General features: G+C 40.9%; 19 protein-coding genes. 12 read left to right on the top strand and 7 right to left on the bottom strand.

Annotated features, from left to right (window positions below; genetic code table 11):
• Nucleotides 1–455: 455 nt before the first annotated feature.
• The 3 genes from H6G92_RS06245 to H6G92_RS06235 form a co-directional block, all read right to left on the bottom strand.
• Complete coding sequence (locus H6G92_RS06245; RefSeq protein ID WP_190891883.1) at nt 456–1,352, bottom strand: inositol oxygenase family protein; 897 nt, start codon at nt 1,350–1,352, stop codon at nt 456–458.
• Nucleotides 1,353–1,680: 328 nt separating this feature from the next.
• Nucleotides 1,681–2,004, bottom strand: coding sequence for a DUF1815 family protein (locus tag H6G92_RS06240; RefSeq protein ID WP_190891881.1), 324 nt, complete (start codon nt 2,002–2,004; stop codon nt 1,681–1,683).
• 138 nt (nt 2,005–2,142) lie between these two features.
• A complete protein-coding gene (locus H6G92_RS06235) occupies nt 2,143–2,628 on the bottom strand; it encodes a gluconokinase (protein WP_190892004.1) in 486 nt (161 codons plus the stop codon).
• Between the two features lie 176 nt (nt 2,629–2,804).
• On the opposite strand from H6G92_RS06235, the gene H6G92_RS06230 reads away from it, so the two are divergent.
• The 4 genes from H6G92_RS06230 to H6G92_RS06215 all read left to right on the top strand — a co-directional run bounded on the left by H6G92_RS06230 (nt 2,805) and on the right by H6G92_RS06215 (nt 7,823).
• Entirely contained in the window at nt 2,805–3,830 is a 1,026-nt protein-coding gene (locus tag H6G92_RS06230) for a LacI family DNA-binding transcriptional regulator (RefSeq protein ID WP_190891880.1), read from the top strand.
• Nucleotides 3,831–4,046: 216 nt separating this feature from the next.
• A complete protein-coding gene (gene uxaC, locus H6G92_RS06225; RefSeq protein ID WP_190891879.1) occupies nt 4,047–5,468 on the top strand; it encodes a glucuronate isomerase in 1,422 nt (473 codons plus the stop codon).
• 244 nt (nt 5,469–5,712) lie between these two features.
• Nucleotides 5,713–6,549: an SDR family oxidoreductase gene (locus H6G92_RS06220; RefSeq protein WP_190891878.1), complete on the top strand. Its 837-nt coding sequence runs from the start codon at nt 5,713–5,715 to the stop codon at nt 6,547–6,549.
• Nucleotides 6,550–6,551: 2 nt separating this feature from the next.
• Nucleotides 6,552–7,823 carry a lactate racemase domain-containing protein gene (locus tag H6G92_RS06215; protein ID WP_190891877.1) on the top strand — a complete coding sequence of 424 codons (1,272 nt, stop codon included), beginning with the start codon at nt 6,552–6,554 and terminating at the stop codon, nt 7,821–7,823.
• A 121-nt stretch (nt 7,824–7,944) separates the two neighbouring features.
• Here the strand turns inward: H6G92_RS06215 and ruvC are convergent, their stop codons facing one another.
• A complete protein-coding gene (gene ruvC / locus H6G92_RS06210) occupies nt 7,945–8,436 on the bottom strand; it encodes a crossover junction endodeoxyribonuclease RuvC (RefSeq protein WP_190891875.1) in 492 nt (163 codons plus the stop codon).
• 174 nt (nt 8,437–8,610) lie between these two features.
• Here ruvC and H6G92_RS06205 point away from each other — a divergent pair, with 174 nt between their 5' ends.
• On the top strand, nt 8,611–9,981 hold the full coding sequence (locus H6G92_RS06205) for a gluconeogenesis factor YvcK family protein (RefSeq protein WP_190891873.1): 1,371 nt from the start codon (nt 8,611–8,613) through the stop codon (nt 9,979–9,981).
• A gap of 177 nt (nt 9,982–10,158) precedes the next feature.
• Complete coding sequence (tsaE, locus tag H6G92_RS06200; protein WP_190891870.1) at nt 10,159–10,620, top strand: tRNA (adenosine(37)-N6)-threonylcarbamoyltransferase complex ATPase subunit type 1 TsaE; 462 nt, start codon at nt 10,159–10,161, stop codon at nt 10,618–10,620.
• A 744-nt stretch (nt 10,621–11,364) separates the two neighbouring features.
• Here tsaE and H6G92_RS06195 read toward each other — a convergent pair.
• Nucleotides 11,365–12,540: a patatin-like phospholipase family protein gene (locus tag H6G92_RS06195; protein WP_190891861.1), complete on the bottom strand. Its 1,176-nt coding sequence runs from the start codon at nt 12,538–12,540 to the stop codon at nt 11,365–11,367.
• A gap of 23 nt (nt 12,541–12,563) precedes the next feature.
• Between H6G92_RS06195 and H6G92_RS06190 the strand changes: the two genes are divergently transcribed.
• Complete coding sequence (locus H6G92_RS06190) at nt 12,564–12,779, top strand: hypothetical protein (RefSeq protein ID WP_190891859.1); 216 nt, start codon at nt 12,564–12,566, stop codon at nt 12,777–12,779.
• Between the two features lie 263 nt (nt 12,780–13,042).
• On the opposite strand, the gene H6G92_RS06185 is transcribed toward H6G92_RS06190, so the two are convergent.
• Complete coding sequence (locus tag H6G92_RS06185; RefSeq protein WP_190891856.1) at nt 13,043–14,362, bottom strand: dihydroorotase; 1,320 nt, start codon at nt 14,360–14,362, stop codon at nt 13,043–13,045.
• 271 nt (nt 14,363–14,633) lie between these two features.
• On the opposite strand from H6G92_RS06185, the gene lepB reads away from it, so the two are divergent.
• The 5 genes from lepB to H6G92_RS06160 all read left to right on the top strand — a co-directional run bounded on the left by lepB (nt 14,634) and on the right by H6G92_RS06160 (nt 24,224).
• On the top strand, nt 14,634–15,275 hold the full coding sequence (gene lepB, locus H6G92_RS06180) for a signal peptidase I (RefSeq protein ID WP_190891854.1): 642 nt from the start codon (nt 14,634–14,636) through the stop codon (nt 15,273–15,275).
• Nucleotides 15,276–15,605: 330 nt separating this feature from the next.
• Complete coding sequence (locus H6G92_RS06175; RefSeq protein ID WP_190892002.1) at nt 15,606–16,388, top strand: MOSC domain-containing protein; 783 nt, start codon at nt 15,606–15,608, stop codon at nt 16,386–16,388.
• A 594-nt stretch (nt 16,389–16,982) separates the two neighbouring features.
• Entirely contained in the window at nt 16,983–20,702 is a 3,720-nt protein-coding gene (locus tag H6G92_RS06170; protein ID WP_190891851.1) for an ATP-binding protein, read from the top strand.
• Entirely contained in the window at nt 20,699–22,534 is a 1,836-nt protein-coding gene (locus H6G92_RS06165) for a GGDEF/EAL domain-containing response regulator (RefSeq protein WP_190891848.1), read from the top strand. Before H6G92_RS06170 ends, H6G92_RS06165 begins: the two co-directional genes overlap by 4 nt.
• A 268-nt stretch (nt 22,535–22,802) precedes the next feature.
• Nucleotides 22,803–24,224, top strand: a complete 1,422-nt coding sequence (locus H6G92_RS06160; protein WP_190891846.1) for a hybrid sensor histidine kinase/response regulator — start codon at nt 22,803–22,805, stop codon at nt 24,222–24,224.
• Between the two features lie 93 nt (nt 24,225–24,317).
• Here the strand turns inward: H6G92_RS06160 and H6G92_RS40785 are convergent, their stop codons facing one another.
• Nucleotides 24,318–25,898: a hybrid sensor histidine kinase/response regulator gene (locus H6G92_RS40785; protein WP_313889940.1), complete on the bottom strand. Its 1,581-nt coding sequence runs from the start codon at nt 25,896–25,898 to the stop codon at nt 24,318–24,320.
• Nucleotides 25,899–25,918 lie beyond the last annotated feature (20 nt).

Genomic DNA, 25,918 nt, shown 5'->3' with positions numbered 1-25,918 from the left:
TCCTCTTGTTTTATTTTCAGAGTTTATTCCAATATGCCTGTAAAGTGCGCTTATTTGCTATACTAATTTGCCAGAGCTAGTCTTGCTATATCTCGATCAGAATAATTCTTTAGATATAGGGATAAGAAATACCAAAAAAGTTATTCTCACCCTATTACCGCCGTTGTCAAGATGTGAAATAACAGATACGATAAGTAGTTCGCGTCTGTTCAATTGTTCTGAGAATTAAATAAAAATCGAGTCGGTGGCTATAAACATCAGGACATCTGCATAGATGTTTTCTACTTTTATCAGTGGCAATGTCCTATTTTTTATTGGAAAAATTTTCACTCGGTTTAAGATCGCTGAATAATTGTTTTTCATCATTAAGGAAAAGTAATCACCATCTCCACAAGCCCAATTATTTATCGCGTCTGTAGGGTATCTTTTTCTTTGCTTTTGCTTCTAGCAGAAATTTAGAATTTTAAGGTTCTGGGTAAATATTTAGCTACTAAATCTTCATAGTAAGGCTTTAATTTTTGCCAATCTGGAGGATTAGGGTTCTTTGAATACAAATCGTAGGGATTGAATAACTTCACCCATTTAAACATTTCTTGATCGTGTTTATCCATCAAATGTTCGTAAGCATTTTCACGATGTTGAGGATAAAATGAGTGATAGCGAAGGATGTATAATGCAGATTCAGGCAAATAGTTTTTCATCATGTAATATACATACTCATCATGTCCCCATGACATGTATACATTACTCAAGCCACAATTCGGCTCGTAAACACCATATAGGGAGTTATATATAGGGTTATTGTAATCAGGATTTTCTTTGAAAAATTCCGAGAAAACAATCTTATCAGAAAATGCACAACCCACTGGATAGGTATCACCTACTGTAGCCCATTGGGGTTCACCAAATAAGCAAAGTACTTTCCCCATATCGTGAAACAAGCCAGTAAGTACCATCCAGTCTGGGTGATCATCAGCGCGAATGGCTTCTGATGTTTGCAATAGGTGCTGTAATTGATCTAAGTCTGTATCAGGATCTGAATCATCAACTAATTGATTCAAAAACTCCAATGCATCCCAGACAGACATTTCTTTTTTATCCAACTTCAAAAATTCTTCTTTTTTTTCTAATACAAAATCATACGTTTGATTGATATGATTTAACCGATAGAACTCTTTCACCGTGTCTCTAGTGGGCGTTTCGTAATTCCTGTACTCTTCGGTGGTTTTACCTTCTTTAACTATGCTGTCCGGATCGGGATAGCGATTAAGTAAGTCTTCTTCCCATTCTTCTAGAGAATGTAAGGGATTGTTTTGAGCTTGGTCGATGGCATTATTTATAGTTTGAGACATAACTTTATTACTTGTCGATATTGATTTGTTAAATGCTACTTTCGCACTCCATCTTATGCACAGGTGTGCAAAACTTGTATTGAATTTATTTTTGCACACGTGTGCAAAAACGTGTGTTAAGTTTCTTGTCGTCTTTGGATGCATGTGGATTTGAGTTCAGACAAAGCACTTATGCGATCGCTAAATTCTTAGATATTTTGAATGCCTTCTCAGTAACTAAAACTTTTGTAAACAGCTATACACACGTGTGCACAAAGCTAAATATAAGCTCATATTTTGTTTTACACACCTGTACTTAATTTTTTTGTCAACTTCATACACAGAAGTGTCAATTTGTCAATTGAATAGCATGAGAATACTTGACAATATTAGCCAACTCTTGTAACTGGCTGATCGCTTCTGCACCCTCCAACTTCATTAATTCGCGATCGTCCCATAATTCCATCCAAGTAATCCCGTAATCAGACACTAAAAATCGAATCAGGTGCTTTTCTCCTAGGCTAACCATAAATGAAGCACTCTGCATTTGGTCACCGCATATATAACAAGACGCTGTATAGCCACACCCGTCAAGTGTAATTGTCAAGGCTTGCAGGTTCATTACCAAGTCTTGGACGAATTCCTGATGTTGTTGCGCTAATCTTAGAAACACTAGTTTTCTCCTACCACTAGATTTATGTGGTTCCTTTTAAAATTTCTTTAGATTTACATCTGATGTAATCTGGTTGCCAAAAGTTCATGTTTTCCCAAAGACGTGATTAATCTTAATCTTCCGGTTGTAACCAATAAGCTAAATTCCCAAGGCCGTTCTAATGTTTTGGACAATTACCTGGGGTGGTTGTGCAACATCCATAGATATGGTACTCAATGGTTCTTCAAGAGTATAAAACTGACTGTTGAGGAGTTTTTCGCTCATGTAATGATTGCTACGCTCTTGCAATCGCATTTGAATCAACTCATAAGATCCTTTGAGGTAAACTAGCTTGATGCGTTCGCTATCCAATACCAGAAATTGCCGATAGCTGTCCTTTAGAGCCGAACACGCCAGCACTACATTTTTATTATCTTGCAGCCAATGTTTTATGGCTGTTTGCAAATCTTGCAACCAAGGCATCCTGTCAGCTTCACTCAGAGGGATACCGCGCCGCATTTTCTCAACATTCTCTGGCGAGTGAAAAGCATCAGCGTCGCTAAACTCCCATTCTAACGAGTCTGCTAGCAGTTTTCCTATGGTGGTTTTGCCAGAACCTGATACACCCATTACGATAATAATCATTGACTGCTTAATCATATTTTACTTAAGAAAAGTTAAGTTATTGAAATGGAGGCAGAAGTCAAGACTCCTTTCCATGCAACATGTGAGTTGTATTAAAATCTCTTGACAAATAACGATTATTTTCTATAATACTACTTATGCACACGTGTGCAATATTTTAAAACCTCATATAAAAAATGAATAAAAGAAGAATTTCAATTGAAGATATTGCTCAAAGAGCAGGTGTTTCTCACTCCACAGTTTCACGCGCTTTGAGAGATAACGCTCTCATTAGCCCTAAAGTGCGAGAGGAAATTAAGCAATTGGCGCAGGAGATGAACTATGTGCCTAATGCTATTGCTCAAAGCTTGCAAAATAAACGCACTAATACTATTGGAGTAGTAGTAACTTCAATAGCAGATCCATTTTTTGCTGAGGTAGTAGAGGGAATCGAGAAAATAGCCAGACCCGCAGGCTTGAGTGTTTTGTTAAGTGCTTCACACCGAGATTTTGAGCAAGAAATAGCTGCTATTGATAGTTTTCATCGTCGGAGAGTAGACGGGATTTTAGTAGCAGACTCACGAATTAGTAAGCAGCATACCAAACAACTAACGCAAATTGCTGTGCCAACAGTTCTGATTAATAGCCAGACAGAAGATCAATCTGAAATATTTCACTCAGTGGCAATAGACGATCGCTTAGGTGCTAGATTAGCCACAGAACATCTAATAAGTCTGGGACACACCGCAATTGGTTATCTAGGTGTAGGCGATCGCAGCAGATCGAATCAGCAGCGCCTAAAAGGGTATCAAATGGCCCTTGCGGAAGCTGGTATATCACCAAATACTGATTGGGTTGCAATTAGTGATGAAGATGATACCAGAACAAGCGATGTTACTACCGGACAGCAGATGCTATCTAAACTATTGACTGCTGAGGTTACAGCGATCTTTTGTTACAACGACATGATGGCAGTTGGTGCGCTTTTAGCCTGCCAACAACTAGGTATTTTAGTACCGCGAAGTTTAAGCCTAGTTGGATTTGATGGTATTGCTTTGGGTAGTTACGTTACTCCGCCACTCACGACAGTCAGCCAGCCAATGTTAGAAATTGGTGGCATAGCCATGCAAATGTTGCTCGACTTATTAGAAGGAAAAATTGTAGAAAACCGCGTTTTATCTCCTTTTCTATTACAGCGTGGTAGTAGCGCAGCATTACAGTAATTTTCAGGTAATTATACAACAACTGAGATGGGGAGTAGGTAGAGAGGCGATTAATCATGTCTGTCGAAAAGCTCTGTAATAAATCAATACGCTTGGGTTAAGGGTTATTAGTATAGATGATTGGTCTTTTAAGACGCGATAAATCGCGTCTCTACAACTGGATTGTGTAATAAATAACCGCAATTAATTTGAAAAAATTTTAACAAAACAAAAATTATGTTAACCAAAAAACTGGCTTTATCTCCCGATCGCTGCTTTTCTCCAGAACCAGTTCAAAGACGACTAGCTCACCAATTTTTTGATAGCATATCTGCGCTACCCTTAGTCTGTCCACACGGGCACGTAGATCCAGCGTTGTTAGCTAATCCCGCAGCCCGTTTTGGTTCACCGACCGAATTATTTATTATCCCTGACCACTATCTTTTGCGGATGCTTTATAGTCGAGGCATACCTCTGCAAGCTTTGGGCATACCTACTAGTGATGGTTCACCAGCAGAAACCGACCATCGTAAAATCTGGCAATTGTTCGCCGAACATTTTTATCTATTCCAGGGTACTCCGTCCGGGTTGTGGCTGAAAGACGAACTAACTAACGTCTTTGGCGTAGATGAACCTTTAAATTCTCGCACTGCTGGATATATCTATGATTACTTGGAACGTCTGTTAGCTTTGCCTGAGTTTTCCCCTCGTGCTTTATTCAAACGCTTTAACATCGAAGTGCTTTGTACTACCGATGCAGCCAGTGATACCCTAGAGAATCAGCGATCGCTCCACGAAGAAGGTTTTACTCAAATCAGACCAACTTTTCGACCAGATGCAGTAGTTAATCTAGATGCTCCTGGTTGGCGCGAAAATCTTACCAAATTGGAAAGCACTGTAGGTAAAGAAATTAGCACTTACGCCACTTTTATAAAAGCCCTAGAAGAACGTCGGGCTTTCTTTAAAAAAATGGGCGCGACAGCTACCGATCAAGGTGCAGCTACACCTTATACCACACGCCTTTCTGACCAGGAAGCTGAAGCTATTTTTGCTAGAGCATTAACTGGCAAACTGAATCCAGGTGATGTTGAGAATTTTACCGGTCATATGTTCATGGAAATGGCTCGGATGAGTGTGGAAGATGGCTTAGTGATGCAAATGCATTGTGGTGTTATGCGTAACCATAATCCGGCTCTGTTCGAGACATTTGGATCTGATAAAGGTGCTGATATTCCGCTAAAAATAGAATGGACTCAAAATCTGCGCCCGTTGTTGTCAGCCTATGGTAATGATCGGCGCTTTAGCTTAATTCTTTTTGGCATGGATGAAAGTACTTACAGCCGAGAATTGGCTCCCCTAGCCGGTCATTATCCCACTATATTGCTTGGCCCGCCTTGGTGGTTTCACGACAGCGTAAATGGCATGGAGCGCTACTTTAATCAGGTAATGGAAACTGCTGGACTTTATAATACTGCTGGGTTTAATGATGATACCCGTGCTTTCGTTTCTATTCCGGCTCGTCATAATGTCTGGCGACGGGTAGCTTGTAATTGGTTAGCTGGATTGGTAACACGGGGATTGGTTGAGGAAGAGGAAGGGTATGATATGGCCCGCGCTTTAGCTTACGACCTCGCTAAGGTTGCTTACAAATTGGACTAATACTAATTCTCCCAAATCAAGCTATTAGAATTAGCTCTTTCAACGTGGCTCATAAAATATGATAGTTTTTTCTCAGCCTTCTCTGTGCCTCTGCGGTTTAAAAGTAATTTATTTAACTACAGAGGCCCAGAGGACACAGAGTAAATAGCTCAAACAGGAATTTATTAACCAAACTTTTTACCCACCTTAAAAGCGCTAGCCCTAATATTTAATATTGATTTTTTTAATTACGAATTTAAATAAGATGTCAGACTTGATTTTAAATAAACTTTTTAGCTTAAAAGACCAAGTAGCAGTCATCACAGGCGGTTCTGGTGTACTTGGTGGGTCTATGGCACGGGGTTTGGCCCTTGCTGGAGCGCGAGTCGCGGTTTTGGGTCGCAATGAAGCACGAACGGGTACAGTAGTGGCTGAGATTACCGCTAACGGTGGAGAAAGTATGGCTGTGCTTGCAGATGTTAGCGATCGCTCCCAATTAGAAATCGCTAGGGAGGCTATTATACAGCGTTGGGATCAGATAGACATCTTGGTAAACATGGCCGGCGGTAATATTCCTGCTGCCACAATTAACCCTGATGCCACTATTTTTGATATGCCTCGCGTTGCTTTTGAGGAAGTAGTTAGCCTCAACTTACTCGGTACTCTACTGCCTAGCCAAGTTTTTGGTGAAGCAATGGTCGAAAGAAATCAGCCCTATGGTTGTATTGTCAATATTTCTTCTATGTCTGCCATTCGAGCGATCAGCCGCGTGGTTGGCTACTCAGCTGCAAAAGCGGGGATAGATAACTTTACTCGCTGGTTAGCCGTCGAACTTGCCCAAAAGTATGGAGATGGACTGCGAGTAAATGCGATCGCGCCAGGTTTCTTTATTGGAGAACAAAATCGAGATTTACTCCTAAATGCAGATGGCAGTTTGACCGTTCGCGGGCAGAAAATTATCGACCATACCCCCGCCGGACGTTTTGGAAAACCAGATGAATTACTCAGCACCTTAATCTGGTTATGCAGTTCTGGTTCTAGTTTCGTCAACGGGGTAGTTGTGCCAGTAGATGGTGGGTTTAGTATCTACAGTGGAGTTTAATTATGTATTCACTGGCTGTAACTAATGGGATACTTTCACACGAGGAAGTTTCTGGGCTAGTTCATCAAGCTTTGACAGATCCGAAATTGGATGGACAGCGTATCCTAGTGTTGATTCCAGATGGTACCCGCACTGCTCCCATCCCCCAAATGTTTCGATTGCTTCATCAGGAGTTGAGTAAAAGGGTAGCGGCTCTGGATTTTTTAATCGCTCTGGGTACACATAATCCTATGAGCCAGGAACAAATCAATCACTTGGTGGGGGTGACACAGGAGGAGCGAGAGACAACCTTTAAAAAAGTTCGCATCTTTAACCACCTTTGGAATGAGCCAGATACTTTTATTTCTTGTGGAGTAATTTCAGCAAATGAAATAGCAGAGATCAGTCGAGGAATGCTACATCAAGCAGTTGAAGTCCGTGTTAACAAGCTTGTAGCAGAATACGATTTAATAATGATTTGCGGCCCGGTCTTTCCCCACGAAGTTGTCGGCTTCTCTGGCGGAAATAAATACTTTTTTCCTGGCATTGGTGGTCAGGAAGTAATTGATGTATCACACTGGTTAGGTGCTTTAATCACCTGTTACGAAATTATTGGTACACTGGGAATAACACCAGTTCGGCGCTTAATTAACCGAGCCGCTAACCTGATTTCTACCCCGAAGCTTTGTTTGGCGATGGTAGTTGCACCCAAAACGAATCAGCTAGCTGGACTTTATATAGATAAACCAGAGCCAGCTTGGGAAGCTGCTGCAAAATTATCGGCCAAACTGCATATTAAATATGTAGATCAGCCTTTTAAACAAGTGCTTTCAGTAATGCCCCAAATGTATGACGACATTTGGACAGGAGCTAAAGGAATGTACAAGTTAGAGCCAGTAGTGGCTGACGGAGGCGAAGTAATTATATATGCTCCTCACATTACCGAGTTTAGCTATACACATGGCGAAATCCTAGCTCAAATTGGCTATCATGTGCGGGATTACTTTCTCAAACAGTGGGATAAATTCCAAGCCTATCCCGGTGGAGTGTTAGCCCATAGTACTCACTTAAAAGGTATGGGTACATTTGATCCGATAGAAGGCGAACAAGCGCGGATTCGTGTCACTCTAGCTACTGGTATTTCTGCTGAACGTTGTGCTGCTCATAACTTGAACTATCGTGATCCGGCTACCATTCGACCCACTGAATGGGCTAACCGTGAGGATGAAGGTATCTTGCTTGTGCCGAAGGCTGGCGAAATATTATACCGTGTAATATCAAGCCCGGATAATTAGTTATAATTCCCACAGCCATTGCACCTCAAATAGCAGGCTCAATAAACTTATTTACTGCTAAAGCCTGAAACCCTGATTATTGCCTTGCAAATTTCTTGCTAAAGTTCTTTACGTACAACACCTACAGCTGATAAGAAGCCGTCAAAGCCACCGCTAAAGCATCCGCAGCATCATCCGGCCTAGGAATTTCATCTAAATCCAACTCCCGCGCCACTGCCTCTTGCACTTCCGACTTATCAGCATTGCCATACCCCGTTAAAGCTTGCTTAATTTGAGCAGGAGTAAATTCTACATAGGGAAGACGACGCTGGCCCAACACCAAAATGAGTACACCCCGCGCCTGTGCAACCAGGATTGTACTTGACATACGATAGAAGAATAGTTTCTCGATCGCCACTAAATCTGGTTTAAATTCCTCCATCACGGTGTGCAAATCATCGAATAAAGTACATAGGCGCTGTCCCATTTCTACATCTGCTGACGTTTTTATTACCCCAAAATCCAGCATATTTACTGTAGTTTCTTGTACCTTGTTGGAAACTTGTGTACAGGTAATTACTCCAAATCCTAAAGTTGCCAGTCCTGGATCTAATCCTAAAATTCGTTTTTCCATTAAATTCACTTTTACCAAGCCAGGGTATTGTTTAACTAGGAATACTGGCAATCTTGACCATTTGCTCTTAGTCTAATGGGATTGACAAATATAATAGTTTCACGCCTAGTGTTTTAAACCAAGTGGTGTACATTTTCTGTTAATTATTGTTTGTAGCACTGCTCCAAATTAGGTATGTCAATTGGTTTTCTTAGACAAGCCCTCAACGCCCTGCAAAAGCAGTCGCGTTCTCGTACTTCCTATCGGGTTAACCAGTGGTTCAAATGGTTATCCCCTGGACTATCGGTAAAACGTTGGTTATTGATCAGTATTGGGGGTGTACTGCTGGCGAGTTTGGGGTTAGCTATCTGGATTAAGCTGACCCCAATTTTTTGGATGTTCGAGTTGGTTAGAGGTTTCCTGGGAGTAATCACCAACATCTTACCCAACTATATCAGTGGCCCTTTGGTTCTACTTGGCGGCTTGCTGTTAGTGCTTTGGGGGCAAACTCGCACTGTAGGCTCAATTACTAAGGTACTAAGAGCAGAAGGCGGAGAAGAACTCATCGATGTCTTACTGGCCCATCATCGATTGTACCGAGGCCCGAAAATAGTGGTAATTGGTGGTGGTACGGGGCTTTCGACGTTGTTGAGGGGACTGAAAACCTACAGCGCTAATATTACTGCTATTGTCACCGTAGCCGATGATGGTGGATCTTCTGGGCGGTTGCGTCAAGAATTTGGAGTGTTACCACCAGGGGATATTCGCAATTGTTTGGCTGCTTTGGCAGATGAAGAAAAGTTATTAACAGAATTGTTTCAATACCGTTTTCGGGCTGGAGATGGGTTAACTGGGCACAGTTTTGGCAATTTGTTTTTAACGGCAATGAGTGATATTACTGGAGATTTAGAACAAGCAGTTGCAGCTAGTTCCAAAGTGCTAGCGGTACGGGGACAAGTACTACCAGCAACTCTCAGTGATGTCCGCCTCTGGGCAGAATTAGCCGATGGTCGCCGCATTGATGGGGAGTCTAGCATTCCCAAAGCTGGCGGTAAAATTGTCAAAATTGGCTGCATTCCAAATAATCCTCCAGCGGTACCAGCAGCTATTAAGGCACTTAAAGAAGCTGATTACATTATTATTGGGCCAGGTAGCCTTTATACAAGCCTAATTCCTAATTTATTAGTACCAGAAATTGCCGATGCGATCGCTCAAACAGATGCCCCCCGTATTTATATCTGCAATATAATGACTCAACCAGGAGAAACTGAAGGCTACACTGTTGCAGATCATATCAGAGCAATTGATGCTGCTTGTGGGCAAAGACGGCTATTCGATGCTGTACTAATACACAAAAAATCCCCCTCGGAACAATCACTTATCCGCTACGCCCAACAAAACTCCCATCCTGTTTTTTTGGATAGAGAAGCCGTAACTCAGCTAGGGCGAAGGATTGTTCCAGCTAATGTTTTGTATGAAGATGAAACTGGTTGTGTCCGTCACAATCCGCAGAAACTAGCACGAGTGTTGTTGCGGTGGTACGGTAGAGGTCATCACTTAAGATGAAAATTAGTCATTTGTCCTTTGTCCTTTGTTTAGACTAATGACTAATTAAGCTGATGCGCGTCTAAAGTATATAAACACTCTTGATGGTCGTTAACTGTTGACGGTTAATAGTCATCAGTCATCAGTCATCAGTCATCAGTCATTAGGTAAATGTACAAATTAAATGCGTAACAGCTTATGAAAACGTTTCTTGCAGATACAGAGGCGACGCTACGCTTAGGTATTGCTCTCGGTGAATCCCTGACTCCTGGAAGTGTAATTTTACTAGAAGGTGATTTAGGATCTGGTAAAACTACCCTAGTTCAAGGTATTGGCAAGGGTTTGGGAATCACTGAACCTATTGTCAGTCCGACTTTCACGCTGATTAATGAGTACACGGAAGGACGTTTTCCCCTTTACCACCTAGATTTATATCGCTTAGAACCACAAGAAGTTGCAGCCCTAAATTTAGAAAGTTACTGGGAAGGTTTTGAGGTGATACCAGGAATTGTGGCAATTGAATGGGCGGAACGATTGCCCTACAAGCCAGATAGTTATCTAAGCGTGAGTTTGACTTATGGGCATGGGGGCGCTCGTCAAGTCGAACTCTTACCATTCAATTGTGTCATTAACGAAGCCAAAATAATTCGTAATGATTAATCAAGTTCCTCTGTATCCTTCAATTAAATTACGAATTACGTTAGCGTAGCGGGGCGAAGCCCATTAGTAATTATTTGGTCATTGCCGCGATTTAAGCTCATCTCCCGACTGAAGTCCGAGAAATGTCACTTTCTTGAGTACAACATGAGAAAATGTCTGCAAACAGTCGAGGGAGAACTCCACACTCGTTCTATCTGCCACTACCACGCTCACCACTGTAAATCACTAACATTGTTATCTCAACTCAAAATAAATGAAAAATTTTGTAACAGCAGCTTTATTGCTGCAATAATCAGTTATAAAAACTGATTTAGATGGTGTATGAATTAAGAAAATGTCAACTGTTGTTGGGTTAAATGAGAGTTTTCACAAAACTTAGTCAGCTTGGTTTTGCCCGATTGGTTCTCTACTGTCATTAAGAGAATAAATCTGGATTACTTAGCAGCCAAAGCTATTACAAGAAAGTTAAACAACATCAAGTTTTGTAGAAGTTGTCTAACTTTTCCTTATATTTAATATACCCAGTGCAAAGTCATAATATATACACAAAAATACTGATTTATCAAATGTTTGAAAATTAATTTAAATAATTTTAATTAGCAATAAGTTTTTCTATTCACATCTGTAATTACTACTGAAATTACTAAATTTAAATAAAACATCTCGTATTTCTACAGAATTATCGTAGAAATACGAGATGTTTTATCCTATATTAGTTGATATTAATATGTCTACGTGGATGCACTAGTTATCTTTGATAAAAGAGGCGATCGCCTTTTTTATCGGAGAACCGGAGTCGTCTCTGGTATAGTACGTAAGACCTTGCTCAATGAATGCAGAGGTAGTATCGATTAACTGTTGAAGAACCTCGGAATTAGTGTTATCTATTTCTTCACTAACCTTTTCTCCTGTAAATCGGTTTTTTCGATCTTCTGGAGGTAATACAATGCGAGGATCTTTATAAGTCTCTTTTGGCTTGGGTTTAAATGTCTCATTTAAGTCAAACTGAAGCCGTAAGTAACGCTTAGAATCATATCCACCCATGATTTGTCGGCAAATTGTACTATCAATCTCCGATGTAGGTTCCATAAAGATATTAGTAAGATTTTGTACCCAATCTAAGCCTCTCCATTTGCTTATTTGCTTATATTGAAATGGTTCACCAGTTTGACCTGTGCCAATAGAAAGAATAGAAATATCTTCCAATCGCAGATTATCCAGTTTATATTGTTGCTTGATTATTGGAGAGACTGAAGACTGACTGATCCTCATCACTAGACTCAAAGCTGCCAGAGCAGGGTTGTTAGCAGAAATTCCTCCATCAATGTGTGGAAATTCCCAATATCCAAATTTTTCTTTATCTACAGGTTCTAATTTATATGGTGGAAAAAAAGTAGGAGCTGAGGCGGAAGCGGTACATATCTCCCATAAATAACAGTCATCGTACCATCTGTCTCCTAAATCGGGATGACAATTTGTAAAAAAGGTTGTATTTCGATATAACGTATCGTAAGCAAGAATCAAGAGAATAGGTTTTTCAATATCCTTTATTCTTGTGGATTTATAAGCATCTTTGAGGACGCTAATAATTCCATCATGAGAATATTTAGATCCTGAAAATACATCAATAATTGATTTGATGATAGACGGCAAGTTTTTATAGCGCTCTTTTCTATCCAGCGGGAATATATCTTTACCTCTATCTCTATACAGTTTAATGAGTTCATCACTCTCCTTCCCTACAGCAATCCCTCCTGCTAATATTGAACCGGTAGAAGTGCCAGCAACCAAGTCAAAGTACTCGTGTAAAAACTTTCCTTTCCCGTGATTTCTAATTTCTTGTTCTACTTGTTGAAGTATTCGTGCTGCGACGATTCCACGAATACCGCCACCGTCTAAAGCTAAAATTTTGAAGGTCATAGCAATTCTCCTTGATAATTTCTATGGTTATATTTCCAGGCATAGTTTCTGGGAAATACATGACTTGGATGAAGGTCAAGCATCATCAGATTTGTTCCAATACCTACCTTATCCGCCTAGAAGATTTAACGAACCGCCAAGGACGAGGCAGTGCGTTACAAAAGTTCCCAACACTCGATTACTCGCTAACTGTGCCGCTATCCGTTATAGCAACTGCCGTGCGACAGGTCATCTTATAGCGCGAAGGCAATAGTTATTAAAGATTTGACTTGAAACACTTATAAATAAATTCAGGGTTTCAAGTTGCAATTTATGATACAGCGACAAGTCAATACCCTTTGGTTCAAAGGGTAAAGGAGGAAAAACAAGGATTTTCGCCTTTTAGCTTTAACCAAACCGCATTGGTCTAGTCTTGACTCTAGATAGATGAAAATCTTGCCAGTTCAAGTATGGCTTTGATGTATAATTGTTTGTCTACTACGTAAGCTTAAATAAATATTTGCTATAAGAAAGTTAAAGCTTGACCCCGCACTTGCGTATTTACCTGGCCTTTGTCAAAAACTATTTCACCACCAACAATAGTGGTTGTAGCCCAGCCGGTAAGGTTCCAGCCTTCAAAGGGACTCCAACGGCATTTGGTTAAGAGTTCTTCGCGCCGGACTGGACGGTATGTATTTAAATCTACAAGCACTAAATCGGCATCATAACCAGGTGCGATCGCTCCTTTATTGGGAATACCATAAGCCACAGCGACATTTTTTGACATCCAGTTAACAACTTGAGCCACAGTACATTTTCCTTCCATCGCCGCAGTTAACATCAAAGCCAGGGAAGTTTCTACCCCAGGCATTCCCGAAGGACTATTAGGATATTCTTGAGCTTTTTCTTCTAAGGTGTGCGGTGCGTGATCTGTAGCGATGAAATCAATCACGCCATCGCGCAAAGCTTGCCAGAGAACTTCGTTGTCGTGGGGCGATCGCAAAGGTGGATTCATCTGTGCCAAAGTACCGATCTGCTCATAAGCACTGGTATTCAACAACAAATGCTGTGGTGTTACCTCTGCTGTTACCCAGCTAGGTTTCTCCTGACGCAGCAAATCTGCTTCTTCGGCAGTTGACATGTGCAAAATATGCAGACGACGGTGATATTTTTGAGAAAGTTTTAATGCCAGTTGGGTTGCCAGCAATGCCGCTTGATTATCTTGAATTTGCGAGTGAACAGCTGGATCGTGAATATTGGCAAATTCTTGGCGGCGTTGGTTGATTCTAGCTTGGTCTTCGGCATGAACGGCAATCAAGCGATCGCCTTTGGCAAATATCGCAGAGAGGGCTGTTTCGCCATCAACTAGCAACTGACCATGCATCGACCCCATGAAAATCTTAATTCCTGGTGTTGGCTTTGCTAAAAGCAAATCTGGTAAATTCTCTGCTGTTGCCCCAATAAAAAACCCATAATTAACCAAAGACTTTTGTGAGGCCCGTTGTAGCTTGTCGTCTAAAGCCTGCTGTGTCGTTGTTAGGGGGCGCGTATTGGGCATTTCTAAAAAAGAAGTGACTCCCCCTTTAGCACAGGCACAGCTAGCGGTAAATAAATCTTCCTTGTGTTCTAGTCCAGGTTCCCGGAAATGTACCTGCGGATCGATAACTCCTGGCAACAAAGTTAACCCTTCTGCGTCAATTTCAGTGGCTAGTGCTGTTTCGGAGATTTCTGGCGCAACTTCGACTATTTGGCGATCGCGCGTCAACACATCCCCAATCATCAGTTCACCATTGGGTAGGATTATGCGAGCACGGCGAATCAGTAAAATTTGTGGAGATGACATAGGGTTAACTTTGTTCAGACAGGGAGCTATGTATTACAGAGAACTATACTTTTAGGTTAAACTTATTCGCGCTCAGAGTAACCAATTTTTGCCGCGCGTTAAAAAAAAGTTTATTTTTAATTTATGAAGAACTCTGTCAAATCCACAATCTAAAATTAGTAGTCAAGATGGGAACATGACTAGGAAATTAAAATTTTCCCGTTAAGATTAACAGATAAAGTCTCACTAGGCGAGTTAATTACCTACATCTTTCCTTCCGTTAAGTAATTTCATGCAAAATCAAGTGTCTGATAACAACTCTAGTCAACAACCCGATAATTCTTGGATCGCAGAGCTAGGTAGAACAATTGTATTGAGCATTGTTCTAGCTCTGGGAATCCGTACCTTTGTTGCTGAAGCACGCTGGATTCCTTCTGGATCGATGGAACCGACTCTGCATGGTACGCCAAACCAGTGGGAGGCAGACAAAATCATTGTCGATAAGTTGAAGTATAAATTTGCTGACCCGCAGCGGGGTGATATTGTAGTATTTTCGCCAACAAAAGAACTACAGAAAGAACAATATCATGATGCTTTTATTAAAAGGGTAATTGGCTTACCTGGAGAAAAAATACAACTTAGGGATGGCAAAGTATATATCAACAACAAACCCCTCCCAGAAGCTAATTACCTTAGTTCTGGGCAGAGTACAGTCATTGATGTTTGCCAATCAGGGCCACAGCCACCTTTTTTGGCAAAACCCCAGACTATACCAGCCGATGCATATCTAGTATTAGGTGATAATCGTAACAGTAGTTACGATAGCCGCTGCTGGGGTGTTGTTCCCCGCCAGAATATTATTGGACGTGCTGTAGTTCGTTTCTGGCCTCTAAATCATGTTGGAGGAATAGATAAATCGCCAGTATATCCATAATTAAAAAACAATATTGATCAAATGGATAAGTAACAAAAAAATTAGATTTTAGATTGGAGACTGCTAAATTGCCAATCTTTAATCCAAAATCTGTCTTAAAAAGTTCAGTTAGCCTTTGGCGGAGCCAGACGTTCGCGGACTCGCTCTAAGCATACTCCTACGGGGATCTTGCTACGCGTAGCGTGTCGCAGACAAGCCTCTCGTAGAAAAGGCTTGACATTGCACTATCGCCGAAAGCCGGCGCTCCCACTTTTGTCTCCGACACGCTACGCGATGGTGCAAAGCACCCGCCAGAGGCGATCGCAAAATCTAAAATCCAAAATTGCTATGATGCCTTACCTAGCTAAGATTTTACTGTATCCAGTTAAGTCACTGGATGGTATTGAAGTTGAGAATGCTAGAGTTCTTGCTAGTGGAGCACTACAGCATGACCGCGAGTTTGCTATTTTTGACGAACAGGGTAGATTTGTCAATGGCAAGCGTCATGCTAAAATCCATTTACTAAGGGCGCAATTTGCGCTCTTCAATAGAACGATCTCGTTGCAAATACCCGATAGCGACTTACAACGAATTTTTCATCTGGATGAAGAACGGCAAGCTTTAGAAGCAACTTTGAGTGATTTTTTGGGGTTTGGTGTCACATTAAGGCAAAACTCTCTGATGGGCTTTCCTGACGATACGTCTTCACCTGGCCCAACGGTAATTAGTACAGCAACTTTGGCAGAAGTAGCTTCTTGGTTTCCCGGTTTAAATATAGATGAAATACGCCGTCGAATGCGTGCCAACATTGAGATTGATGGTGTACCAGCATTTTGGGAAGATCAGCTATTTAGTGAACAGGGTGATTTAGTTTCCTTTCGAGTAGGAGATGTGGACTTTTTTGGGGTTAAACCATGTCAGCGTTGTATAGTCCCAACACGCGATTCTTACTTAGGAGAAGCTTACCCAAACTTTCAAAAAATTTTTGTAACCCAGCGACAAGCAACTTTACCAAATTGGGTTGCTTCATCGCCTTTTAATCACTTTTATAGATTGAGTGTTAATACCGAATTATCCCCATCGTCAGCCGGAAAAATTTTACAAATTGGCGATGAAATTGACATACTTTCATAATAAAATTAACATTTCTTTAAAATAAAAAATCCTAAGTAAATTTTCTTGGATTTTTTTGTTTTTACTATGTATTTGTATGAAAATTTTAAAATTGTTGTACTTATAATATAAGTTTTTGTACAAGTCCAGAGGTTTTGAGACCGGAAAATCAAGACATCAGCAATTAAAAATTAAGTTTAGGATTGGGTGCTAATGGCGACCTGAATTTTAGAATGGCATACTGTAGCTTATCAGTGAAATTTCTGTTTATCCGAGGAAATGTGTTGATACATTGCCAGATAAAAGTGAGCAAATTCAGGTGTGATGTCTACAACAGGCTATGACGCTCTCTACGAGACGCTAAAAGCGTAGCTTGCAACTCTTACAGAGTACGCGGACTCGCTACCGCTACCCTATCGGCGTCGCAAAGTTTAAAAAATAGGCATTGGAGGGACTTAGCTAGTAAAACAAATATCAAATATTCGTGCTTTTTTATACGAAAAGATAAAAAATGTCATAGCTAAAGCCAATTATTCACCGTAATTATGCTGAGATTAGATGTAGCTTGTATGGCAAACATGCCCCTAGCAGATGCTGGGGAAGAATTAAACAACAATGTTATCCAAACTTCACCCCGTCAAATCTATTAATTGCTTGGTTGGCAAAGTTTATGCCAATATGCCCCTGAGGTATGTTCTGATTGTGCCCTTTATATTGCAAATTTTTGGGGCGGTAGGTCTTGTGGGCTATCTTTCGTATCAAAATGGCCAAAAAGCGGTTAAGGAGCTTGCGACTCTATTAGAAAATGAAATCTGCGATCGCATTGAACAGCATCTTGATAGCTATTTGACAACTCCCAAGCAAATCAATCAAATCAACTTAGATGCAATTGATCTAGGTCTGCTAAACCTTTCTGACTTTCTAACCACTGGAAATTACTTTTGGAAACAAATGCGGGTTTTCAATGTTGGCTACAACAGCTTTGCCAACCCCAAAGGTGAATTTATCGGTATTGAACGTCTGAATAATGGCAAACTATTGATTAATGAAGTTACTGAAAAGCATGGTATTGGGAAACTTTATGTTTACAATACAGACCTGAATGGGAATCGCCGCCAGCTTCAGCAAGTCAAAAATTACGATCCTCGTGTAGAAGCATGGTATGCAGATGCAGTCAAGGCAGGCAAACCCGTTTGGAGCCAAATTTATCAATGGGAAGATAAACCAGAAGTTTTATCTATATCTTCCAGCTTTCCTGTTTACGATAAAAAAAATAAACTAGTTGGAGTTATTAGTGTTGATTTGATCTTGTCACAAATCAGCAACTTTTTAGCCAACTTAAACACCGAAAAATTGGGTAAAACTTTTATTTTAGAGCGTTCCGGCTTAATAGTGGCTTCTTCTACTACCGAGCCACCATATACCATCATTAATGGTCAAATAAAACGTCGATCAGCATTAGATAGTCAAAATTATTTAATTAGACTCACAACTGAGTCTTTGATCAAACGCTTTGGCAATCTTGAGTTCATAGTGGGGAAGCAACAGCTAAACTTTACCGCCGATGGAGTGCGTTATTTTGTGCAGGTAAAAAATTGGAGGGATGAACTGGGTTTAGATTGGCTAATCCTGGCGGTGATTCCCGAAAGCGTATTTATGGAGGAAATTAACGCTAACACCCGCATCACCATTTTGCTGTGCATAGTTGCTTTTTTAGTAGCTGCAATAATTGGAATTTTGACTGCTCGCTGGGTAATTCAGCCGATTTTACAATTAAACATATCAGCTAAGAAAATTGCTCAAGGTGAATGGGAGCAAATACCAGAAATTCAGCGTTCCGATGAATTGGGGGAACTAGCCAAGTCATTTGAAACTATGGCAAAGCAACTCCAATTATCCTTTAGTGCTTTGTCAGCAAAGAATGCTCAGATGCAAGTCTTAAATGAGGCGTTATCTCACAGTCAAAGTCGGCTGAATCAATTTTTAGAAGCCATGCCGGTAGGTGTATTTATCATAGATGCTGAAGGTGAACCTTATTATACAAATCAAATTGGGCAGCAAATTCTTGGTCAAGGAGCGATGTCTAACGACAAGCCCTTCTCTACGAGAGGCTACGCCAACGGGTTCGGGGGGCCGCAAGACGCTCAAAGACTCGCTAACGCTACGCTAACGACGGGAACCGCCAAGACTGCGACCCCCTCACCGCTACGCGTCTACACAGAAGTAAGTGGCGAACAATTGTCAGAGGTATATCAAGCTTACCTTGCCGGGACAGATCAACTTTACCCCAGCGATCGCCTGCCGATTTTGAGAGCATTGCTTGGGGAAAGTGCCAGGATTGATGATATGGAAATTCGCTATTGTAACACGATTATTCCCATTGAAGTTTTGGCAAAGCCAATCTATGATGAATCGGGAAATATTGCTTTTGCGATCGCTACATTTTTTGATATCACCCAACGCAAACAAACAGAAAAGTTATTAGCAGAATACAATCGCACCTTAGAGGCTCAAGTAAAAAAACGGACTGAAGAGTTTCAGCAAGTTATCGAGCAACTGCAAACCACCCAAGAAGAACTGATTCAATCGCAAAAAATCGCCGCACAGGAACAACAAGCAGCCGTTCGGGAAGCCGCGCGAAGTGCTGCCGCCAACCTTGCCAAAAGCGAATTCCTCGCTAACATGAGCCACGAACTGCGTACCCCACTCAACGCCATTCTTGGTTTCACCCAAGTCATGAGCCGAGATTATTCGCTCTCTGGTGAACATCAAGAAAACTTGGCAATTATTAATCGTGCTGGTGAACATCTACTCAACTTAATTAACGACATTCTAGAAATGTCCAAAATCGAAGCTGGCAGAATTACATTAAATCTCAGTAGCTTTGACTTAATTCATCTGTTGAAAAACTTAGAGGAGATGTTGCACTTGCGGGCTGCATCTAAAAATTTAGAATTGCTATTTGAATATGCACAAGACATTCCTAAATATATAGAAACGGACGAAAATAAACTGTGTCAAGTTTTGATAAACCTTTTGGGAAATGCCATCAAATTTACTGATACGGGAAAAGTGACACTACGGGTGAGGCTGGGAACTGGCAAAGCCGGGGAGCAGGGAGAGCAAATTCCCCTCTATCCCCCTCATCTCTTCTTCGAGATACAAGATACTGGCTGTGGTATTACCCCACAAGAAATTGACTTGCTGTTTGAGGCTTTTGAGCAAACCGAAATCGGTAGAAAATCGCAACAAGGTACGGGACTGGGTTTGGCGATTAGCCGTAAATACGTGCAACTGATGGGAGGAGATATTACTGTCAGCAGTATGCCTGGTGTCGGTAGTAAATTTGCCTTTGATGTTCAGATTGCTCTAACTTGCCCCAGAGAAATCCCGACAAACCAAATTAAATCCCAAATTTTAGCTTTAGCACCTACCGAAAAAGCATACCGCATCTTAGTCGTTGACGATTCTAAAGAAAGCCGTCTGTTGCTAGTTAAAATTCTCACATCTCTAGGCTTTGAAGTTAAGGAAGCTACAGATGGTGTTGAAGCAGTTGCTAATTGGGAATCTTGGCAACCACACTTGATTTTTATGGATATGCGAATGCCAATCATGGACGGTTACGAAGCCACAAGAATGATTAAAGCCAAACAAATAGGGCATGGGGCAGCCAATAGGTTGCGGAAATTCCCAAAATTGAAACAACTGGCATCATCGGGGAGCCAGTGCCTTGAAGGAGGGTTACCCGATTCAGGCGACTGCGAGGTTCTCAAAGTTGTACACAACGCGTCTCCCACACCAGAAACAACTGGTGTCATGGGAAATGATGCTTTTGGTGAGTCCACTTTGCGATCGCGAACAGCCTTGACTTCCCCTTGCGACTTCTCTAAAGTAACGCAAGATTGCTGCAATACAGACACGATCATTATTGCCCTAACTGCTAGCGCCTTTGAAGAAGAACGCCAGAAAATTTTGTCCATTGGCTGCGATGATTTTATTCGCAAGCCATTCACACAGGAAGTATTATTGGAAAAACTGAGCCAACATCTGGGTTTAAATACCAATCAAGTAGAAACTACAAACATAGCAGTTGTCGATCAAGCTACACAGATTTTTGTCAGTGTTGCCGAACTCCTGAGCCATTTATCACAAATGTCGCCTGAGTGGCTCCAACAGATTCACTATGCCGCAGCCAGCTGTAGCGATGAACTGATTTTAGAGTTACTCAAGCAAATTCCATCAGATAATGGTCAGCTTTTTCAAGTTCTCAGGGATTTAGCAAATAACTACCAGTTTGAGAAAATCATGGAATTGACTAAAACAAACGTAGAATGAATTACGAGTATTTAGACCCTGATAAAAAAGATATTTTGATCATTGACGATATGGCAGACAACCTCCGGGTTTTATCCTCCATATTGACAAGGGAAGGGTATAACGTTCGTAAAGCCTTGAACTGGCAAATGGCACTGACAGCAACTCAAACATTATTACCGGATTTGATTCTACTTGATATTATGATGCCAGAAGTAGATGGCTATGAGATTTGTCAGACGTTTAAAGCTTGGGAGCTAACAGCCGATATTCCGATAATTTTTATTAGCGCTTTAGATGATGTTTTTGACAAAGTTAAAGCTTTTAAAGTAGGTGGTGTAGACTACATCACCAAACCTTTTGAGTTTCAAGAAGTTTTAGTGCGCGTGCAAAATCAACTGGCATTGAGATCGGCGCGATTAGAAATATTGAAACTAAATATCGAACTGGAACATCGGGTAAAACAACGGACTGGGGAGCTAGAAAAAGCTCTCCAAAAACTTCAAAAAGAAATAAATTCTCGCCAGAAATTGCAAAGTCAACTGCTAGATATAGCACTTCATGATTCTCTGACGGGATTACCAAACCGAGTTTTGTTTATCAGGCGACTAGAAAATTCTCTAAATCGGGCGAAGCAAGAATCTAATTATCAGTTTGCGATACTTTTTTTAGACTGCGATCGCTTCAAAGTTGTCAATGATTCTCTTGGTCATCTGGTGGGCGATGAATTGCTAATAGCGATTTCTCGTCGCCTGCAAGCATGTCTGATACCTATTGATAGCCTAGCACGATTGGGCGGTGACGAATTTGGAATTCTCCTCGAAAATATCACAGATATCAACATCGCAACCCAAGTTGCCGAAAGGATTCTACAACAGCTATCACTTGCTTTTAAACTGTCAAGATATGAAGTATTTATGAATGCCAGTATTGGTATTAGTTGGGGCAATAAAGATTATGATCGCCCAGAGTATTTGCTGCGGGATGCTGATACGGCAATGTATCGGGCTAAGGCTCAAGGAAGAGCCAAATATCACGTTTTCAATCCAACAATGCATCAGGAAGCTATTCAGCTTTTAGAGTTAGAAAATGACCTGCGGAGGGCTGTTGAAAGGCAAGAATTCCTTGTTTACTATCAGCCAATTGTTTCACTGACTACAGGCAGAATTTCTGGATTTGAAGCCTTGGTACGCTGGCGACATCCGATTCGGGGTCTGGTTTCTCCCACAGAATTTATTCCTGTCGCAGAAGAAACAGGTTTGATTAATGCCATCAATACTTGGGTATTACAGTCAGCTTGTCATCAATTAAGCGTCTGGCAACATCATCCAGTGATCCCAGAACCCCTAACTATGAGTGTCAATTTGAGTGCAAGGTTATTTTTACAGCCCAATTTTGTAGAACAAATTGACCGAATAATTTATGAAAATAACATAAATCCTGCATATTTAGAATTAGAAATTACAGAAAGTGTAATTATGGAAAATACTAATGCGATTAAAATAATTCTTCAACAACTAAAGCAGCGAAAAATCAAGTTGATTATGGATGACTTTGGTACGGGATATTCTTCTTTGAGTTACCTGCATAGCTTTCCTTTGAATGCACTCAAAATTGATAAGTCTTTTGTCAAACGTATGCAGGAGAATAAAGAGAATATGGGGCTAGTACCAGCAATGATTGGCATTGCCAACTCAATGGGTATGAGTGCAATCGCTGAAGGTGTCGAAACACAAGAACAGTTAGCCCAATTGAGAAGTCTAAACTGTAATTTTGCTCAAGGATATCTCTTTTCTCAACCCATAGAACAACAATTGGCTCTTAAGTTGCTCGCCGCAGCGCCTCAATGGTAGCTATCAAGTAGCAACTGGGAAACATTCCATTATTGACGCTCGGTTCGATAATCTGTGCGTGCTATCTACTATACTGCTGTAAGCAGGCTATGAAGTTAGTAAAGCTCATAACTGACCAATAGCTTTGATAGTCTATAAACCCCTCCAGGTACCGTGGGAGTTACACTATAAATATAAGTATTTCGGCGAAATTGGTCAACAAATTTCAGGGTGATTTCAAAGAAGCATTTATTATGCTCAATAATTATACGTCTAGCTTTTGATAATAATGCATTTTAATCAAACTAACCATCATAAAAGAAATATTTTGGTGGTCGATGATACCCCAGATAATTTACGGCTTTTATCGGCAATGTTGACTGCACAAGGTTTTGAAGTCCGCAAAGCCTTAAACGGTAAAATGGCACTGACCGCGTGTCAAATGGTTTTGCCAGATGTGATTTTGCTGGATATCAATATGCCAGATATGGACGGTTATCAAGTTTGTCAACAGTTGAAAGCTGACGATAAAACTTGTGAAGTCCCAGTAATTTTTATTAGTGCCCTGGATGATGTTGTAGATAAGGTAAAAGCCTTTGATGTTGGTGGTGTAGATTATATTGCCAAACCTTTTCATGGGGCAGAGGTTGTATTGCGAATTGAAAATCAGATTAATTTACGTTTACTCCAAGTTAAACTGCAAGAAAAAAACTTTTTACTTCAACAGGCTCTTGACAATTTGAAAGCCTCTCAAGTTCAACAGATTCAGAACGAAAAGATGGTGGCGCTGGGACAGTTAGTGGCTGGGCTGGCTCATGAGATTAATAATCCAATTAGTTTTATTTATGGGAATCTCCAATATGCTGGTCAATATGTGCAAGACCTAGTGACTATGATTGAGGTTTATCAACAGGAATATCCCAAACCCACACCTAAAATTCAGCAAATAGCCAAAGATGTAGACCTGAATTTTATGATTAAGGATCTGCAAAACCTGATAGGTGCAATGTATAGAGGATCTGATCGCATTCGGGAAATTGTACTAGCGCTACAACACTTTTCTCGGCATGATGAAGCAGAGATGAAGCGGGTAAATATCCATGAAGACATCGAAAACACTTTGGTGATGTTACAACATCGACTCAGGGAAGCAACAGACCGTCCCGCAATTGTTGTAGTGAAAGATTATGGTAATTTGCCCCTAGTCACTTGTTATGCAGGTGAACTAAACCAAGTATTTATGCATCTGTTAAATAATGCTATTGATGCAATCGAAGAGAGAGTGGGAAATCAATTTCCAACTCCCTACTCCCTAAGTCCACTTGACGGCAATTCCCCCACTTGGAGAGACCCCATTGCTTTTAGCGTTTCCCCTATGGAGAAGACCACACTGCCTCCTGCACTTGGGGAAATCCCAAGACCGCAGCTCCTCCCTAGCCCCGAAATTCGGATTTGCACAGAGGTGACAGACTTAAATATGGTCAAAATTGCGATCGCAGATAATGGCCCTGGTATTGAAGAGTCGTTGCGATCGCGATTATTTGACCCATTTTTTACCACAAAACCTGTAGGCAAAGGTAGTGGGCTAGGATTATCCATTAGCTATCAGATTATCGTCCAAAAACACCGAGGAAATATTATCTGCAATTCTTCTGTTGGGCAAGGAGCAGAGTTTGTGATCGAAATTCCCATCGAGCAACAAGAGCATTAGCCAACAGCGAACTCGGTAAATTGTCGTTTGAAGGGAAAATAAAATTTCATCATGCCTTGAGTTTAACTGTTGATTAACCTGTTGGGTCACTAATCACTCTGACAGGCTCAACGGCAATTGAACTGTAAACCTTATCCACCCTTGAGAACTGGTAACTTCAATTGTGCCTTGAAGATATTCCACTAACTTCTTCACTAATGGTAAACCTAATCCTGTACCGCCATTTTGCCAGCGATCGCTTTGAGGAATCCGGTAAAACGGCTCAAAGAGCCGAGATTGTTCTTTTTTAGGGATTATCACCCCAGAATTGCTAATTGTGATTTGAAAGTAGGAAACTTGAAGATTATCTAATACACCAGATTCAGCATCCTCATTTATTAGACTTTTTGTGGTGCCAATTACCCGAACATCCACCGTAATCTGTTCATCAGGTGGAGTATATTTACAAGCATTGTTGAGTAACTCTGAGACAATTTCGGTCAGACTAGCTAAGTCTGAAATTAAAGGTGGTAAATTTTGAGGAATATTAACTTGGAAAGTCTGTTGTCTAGCTCTAGCCCGTTCCTCAAAATACTCGGCAACGTGAGGCAACCAGTTTTGGAGTTGAATTGAAGTTAATTCCAACGGATAGACATCTGCATCAATCATTCGCATATGCAACAAGTTGTCTACTAAATCTAGCTCTTGTTCGCATTGGTCACGCAGAATAGTTAAGTAGCGGGCTACAGATTCAGATGAGGAAGGTACGTTTGAATTTAAAATGCCCTGCTGATCAAGAATATTTTCTAGCACCGAGATTGCCATTTTGATATTAGATAAGGGCGTTCGCATTTCATGAGAAGTGGTTGCCAGAAAATCCTCTTTCAACTGGTTCAGTCGTTGTAGTTCTGCCACTTGAATTTCTAGTTGTTGGGCACGTTCAGCAGCAAGATTACGTTCTTCAGTTAACCGTCGTTGCCTGTCATCCCGGAAAACTAATACGGCTCCTGTAATTACGCCACTATTATTTCTCAGGGTAGTAGCGCTATCAGCTATTGGTATAGTTGTTCCATCTTTAGCAACTAGTAAGACGCGACTGCCTAGATAGATAGCAGTTTCTTGTTTGAGGGTTGTGATAATAGGATTTTCTACCGGAAACTGAGTTTGTTCGTCAATGAGTTTCATAACTTCAGTTAACATCTTGTCTTTAGCTTCATTCCATCGCCACCCTGTCAGCACTTCAGCTACCTGATTGATGTACTTAATATGTAATTCAGGATCTACTACAATTACCCCATCACCCATTCCTCGAAGCACCGAACTCAAAAATTGTTCGCGATCGTAGCGATTGATTGCTGTTTGAATGGCAACATAAAGTTCTTGCTCCTTGATTGGTTTGAGAATGTATCCAAAGGGGGTTGTCAGGGTTGCCCGATCTACAGTACTTTTATCAGAATGGCCTGTGACGTAAATAATGGGTATTTGCAAATGATGCCAAATTTCCTCTGCTGCCTGGATGCCGTCCGTTTCACCCCGTAACCTGATATCCATTAAAATCAAGTTTGGGCGTAGTTCAGTTGCTTTTGCAATCGCTTCTTCTGCCGAATCGGCGATATCTAAAACAACATATCCCAGAGACTCTAAACTTTCTTGTAAATTGATCGCCAGAATATATTCATCTTCAACAACAAGGATTCTAACTGTCTCCTTTGTAT

It is taken from the genome of Nostoc foliaceum FACHB-393, assembly GCF_014698505.1.
In the GTDB taxonomy this organism is placed as follows: domain Bacteria; phylum Cyanobacteriota; class Cyanobacteriia; order Cyanobacteriales; family Nostocaceae; genus Nostoc; species Nostoc foliaceum_A.
This window is presented reverse-complemented; position numbering and strand designations above follow the sequence as displayed.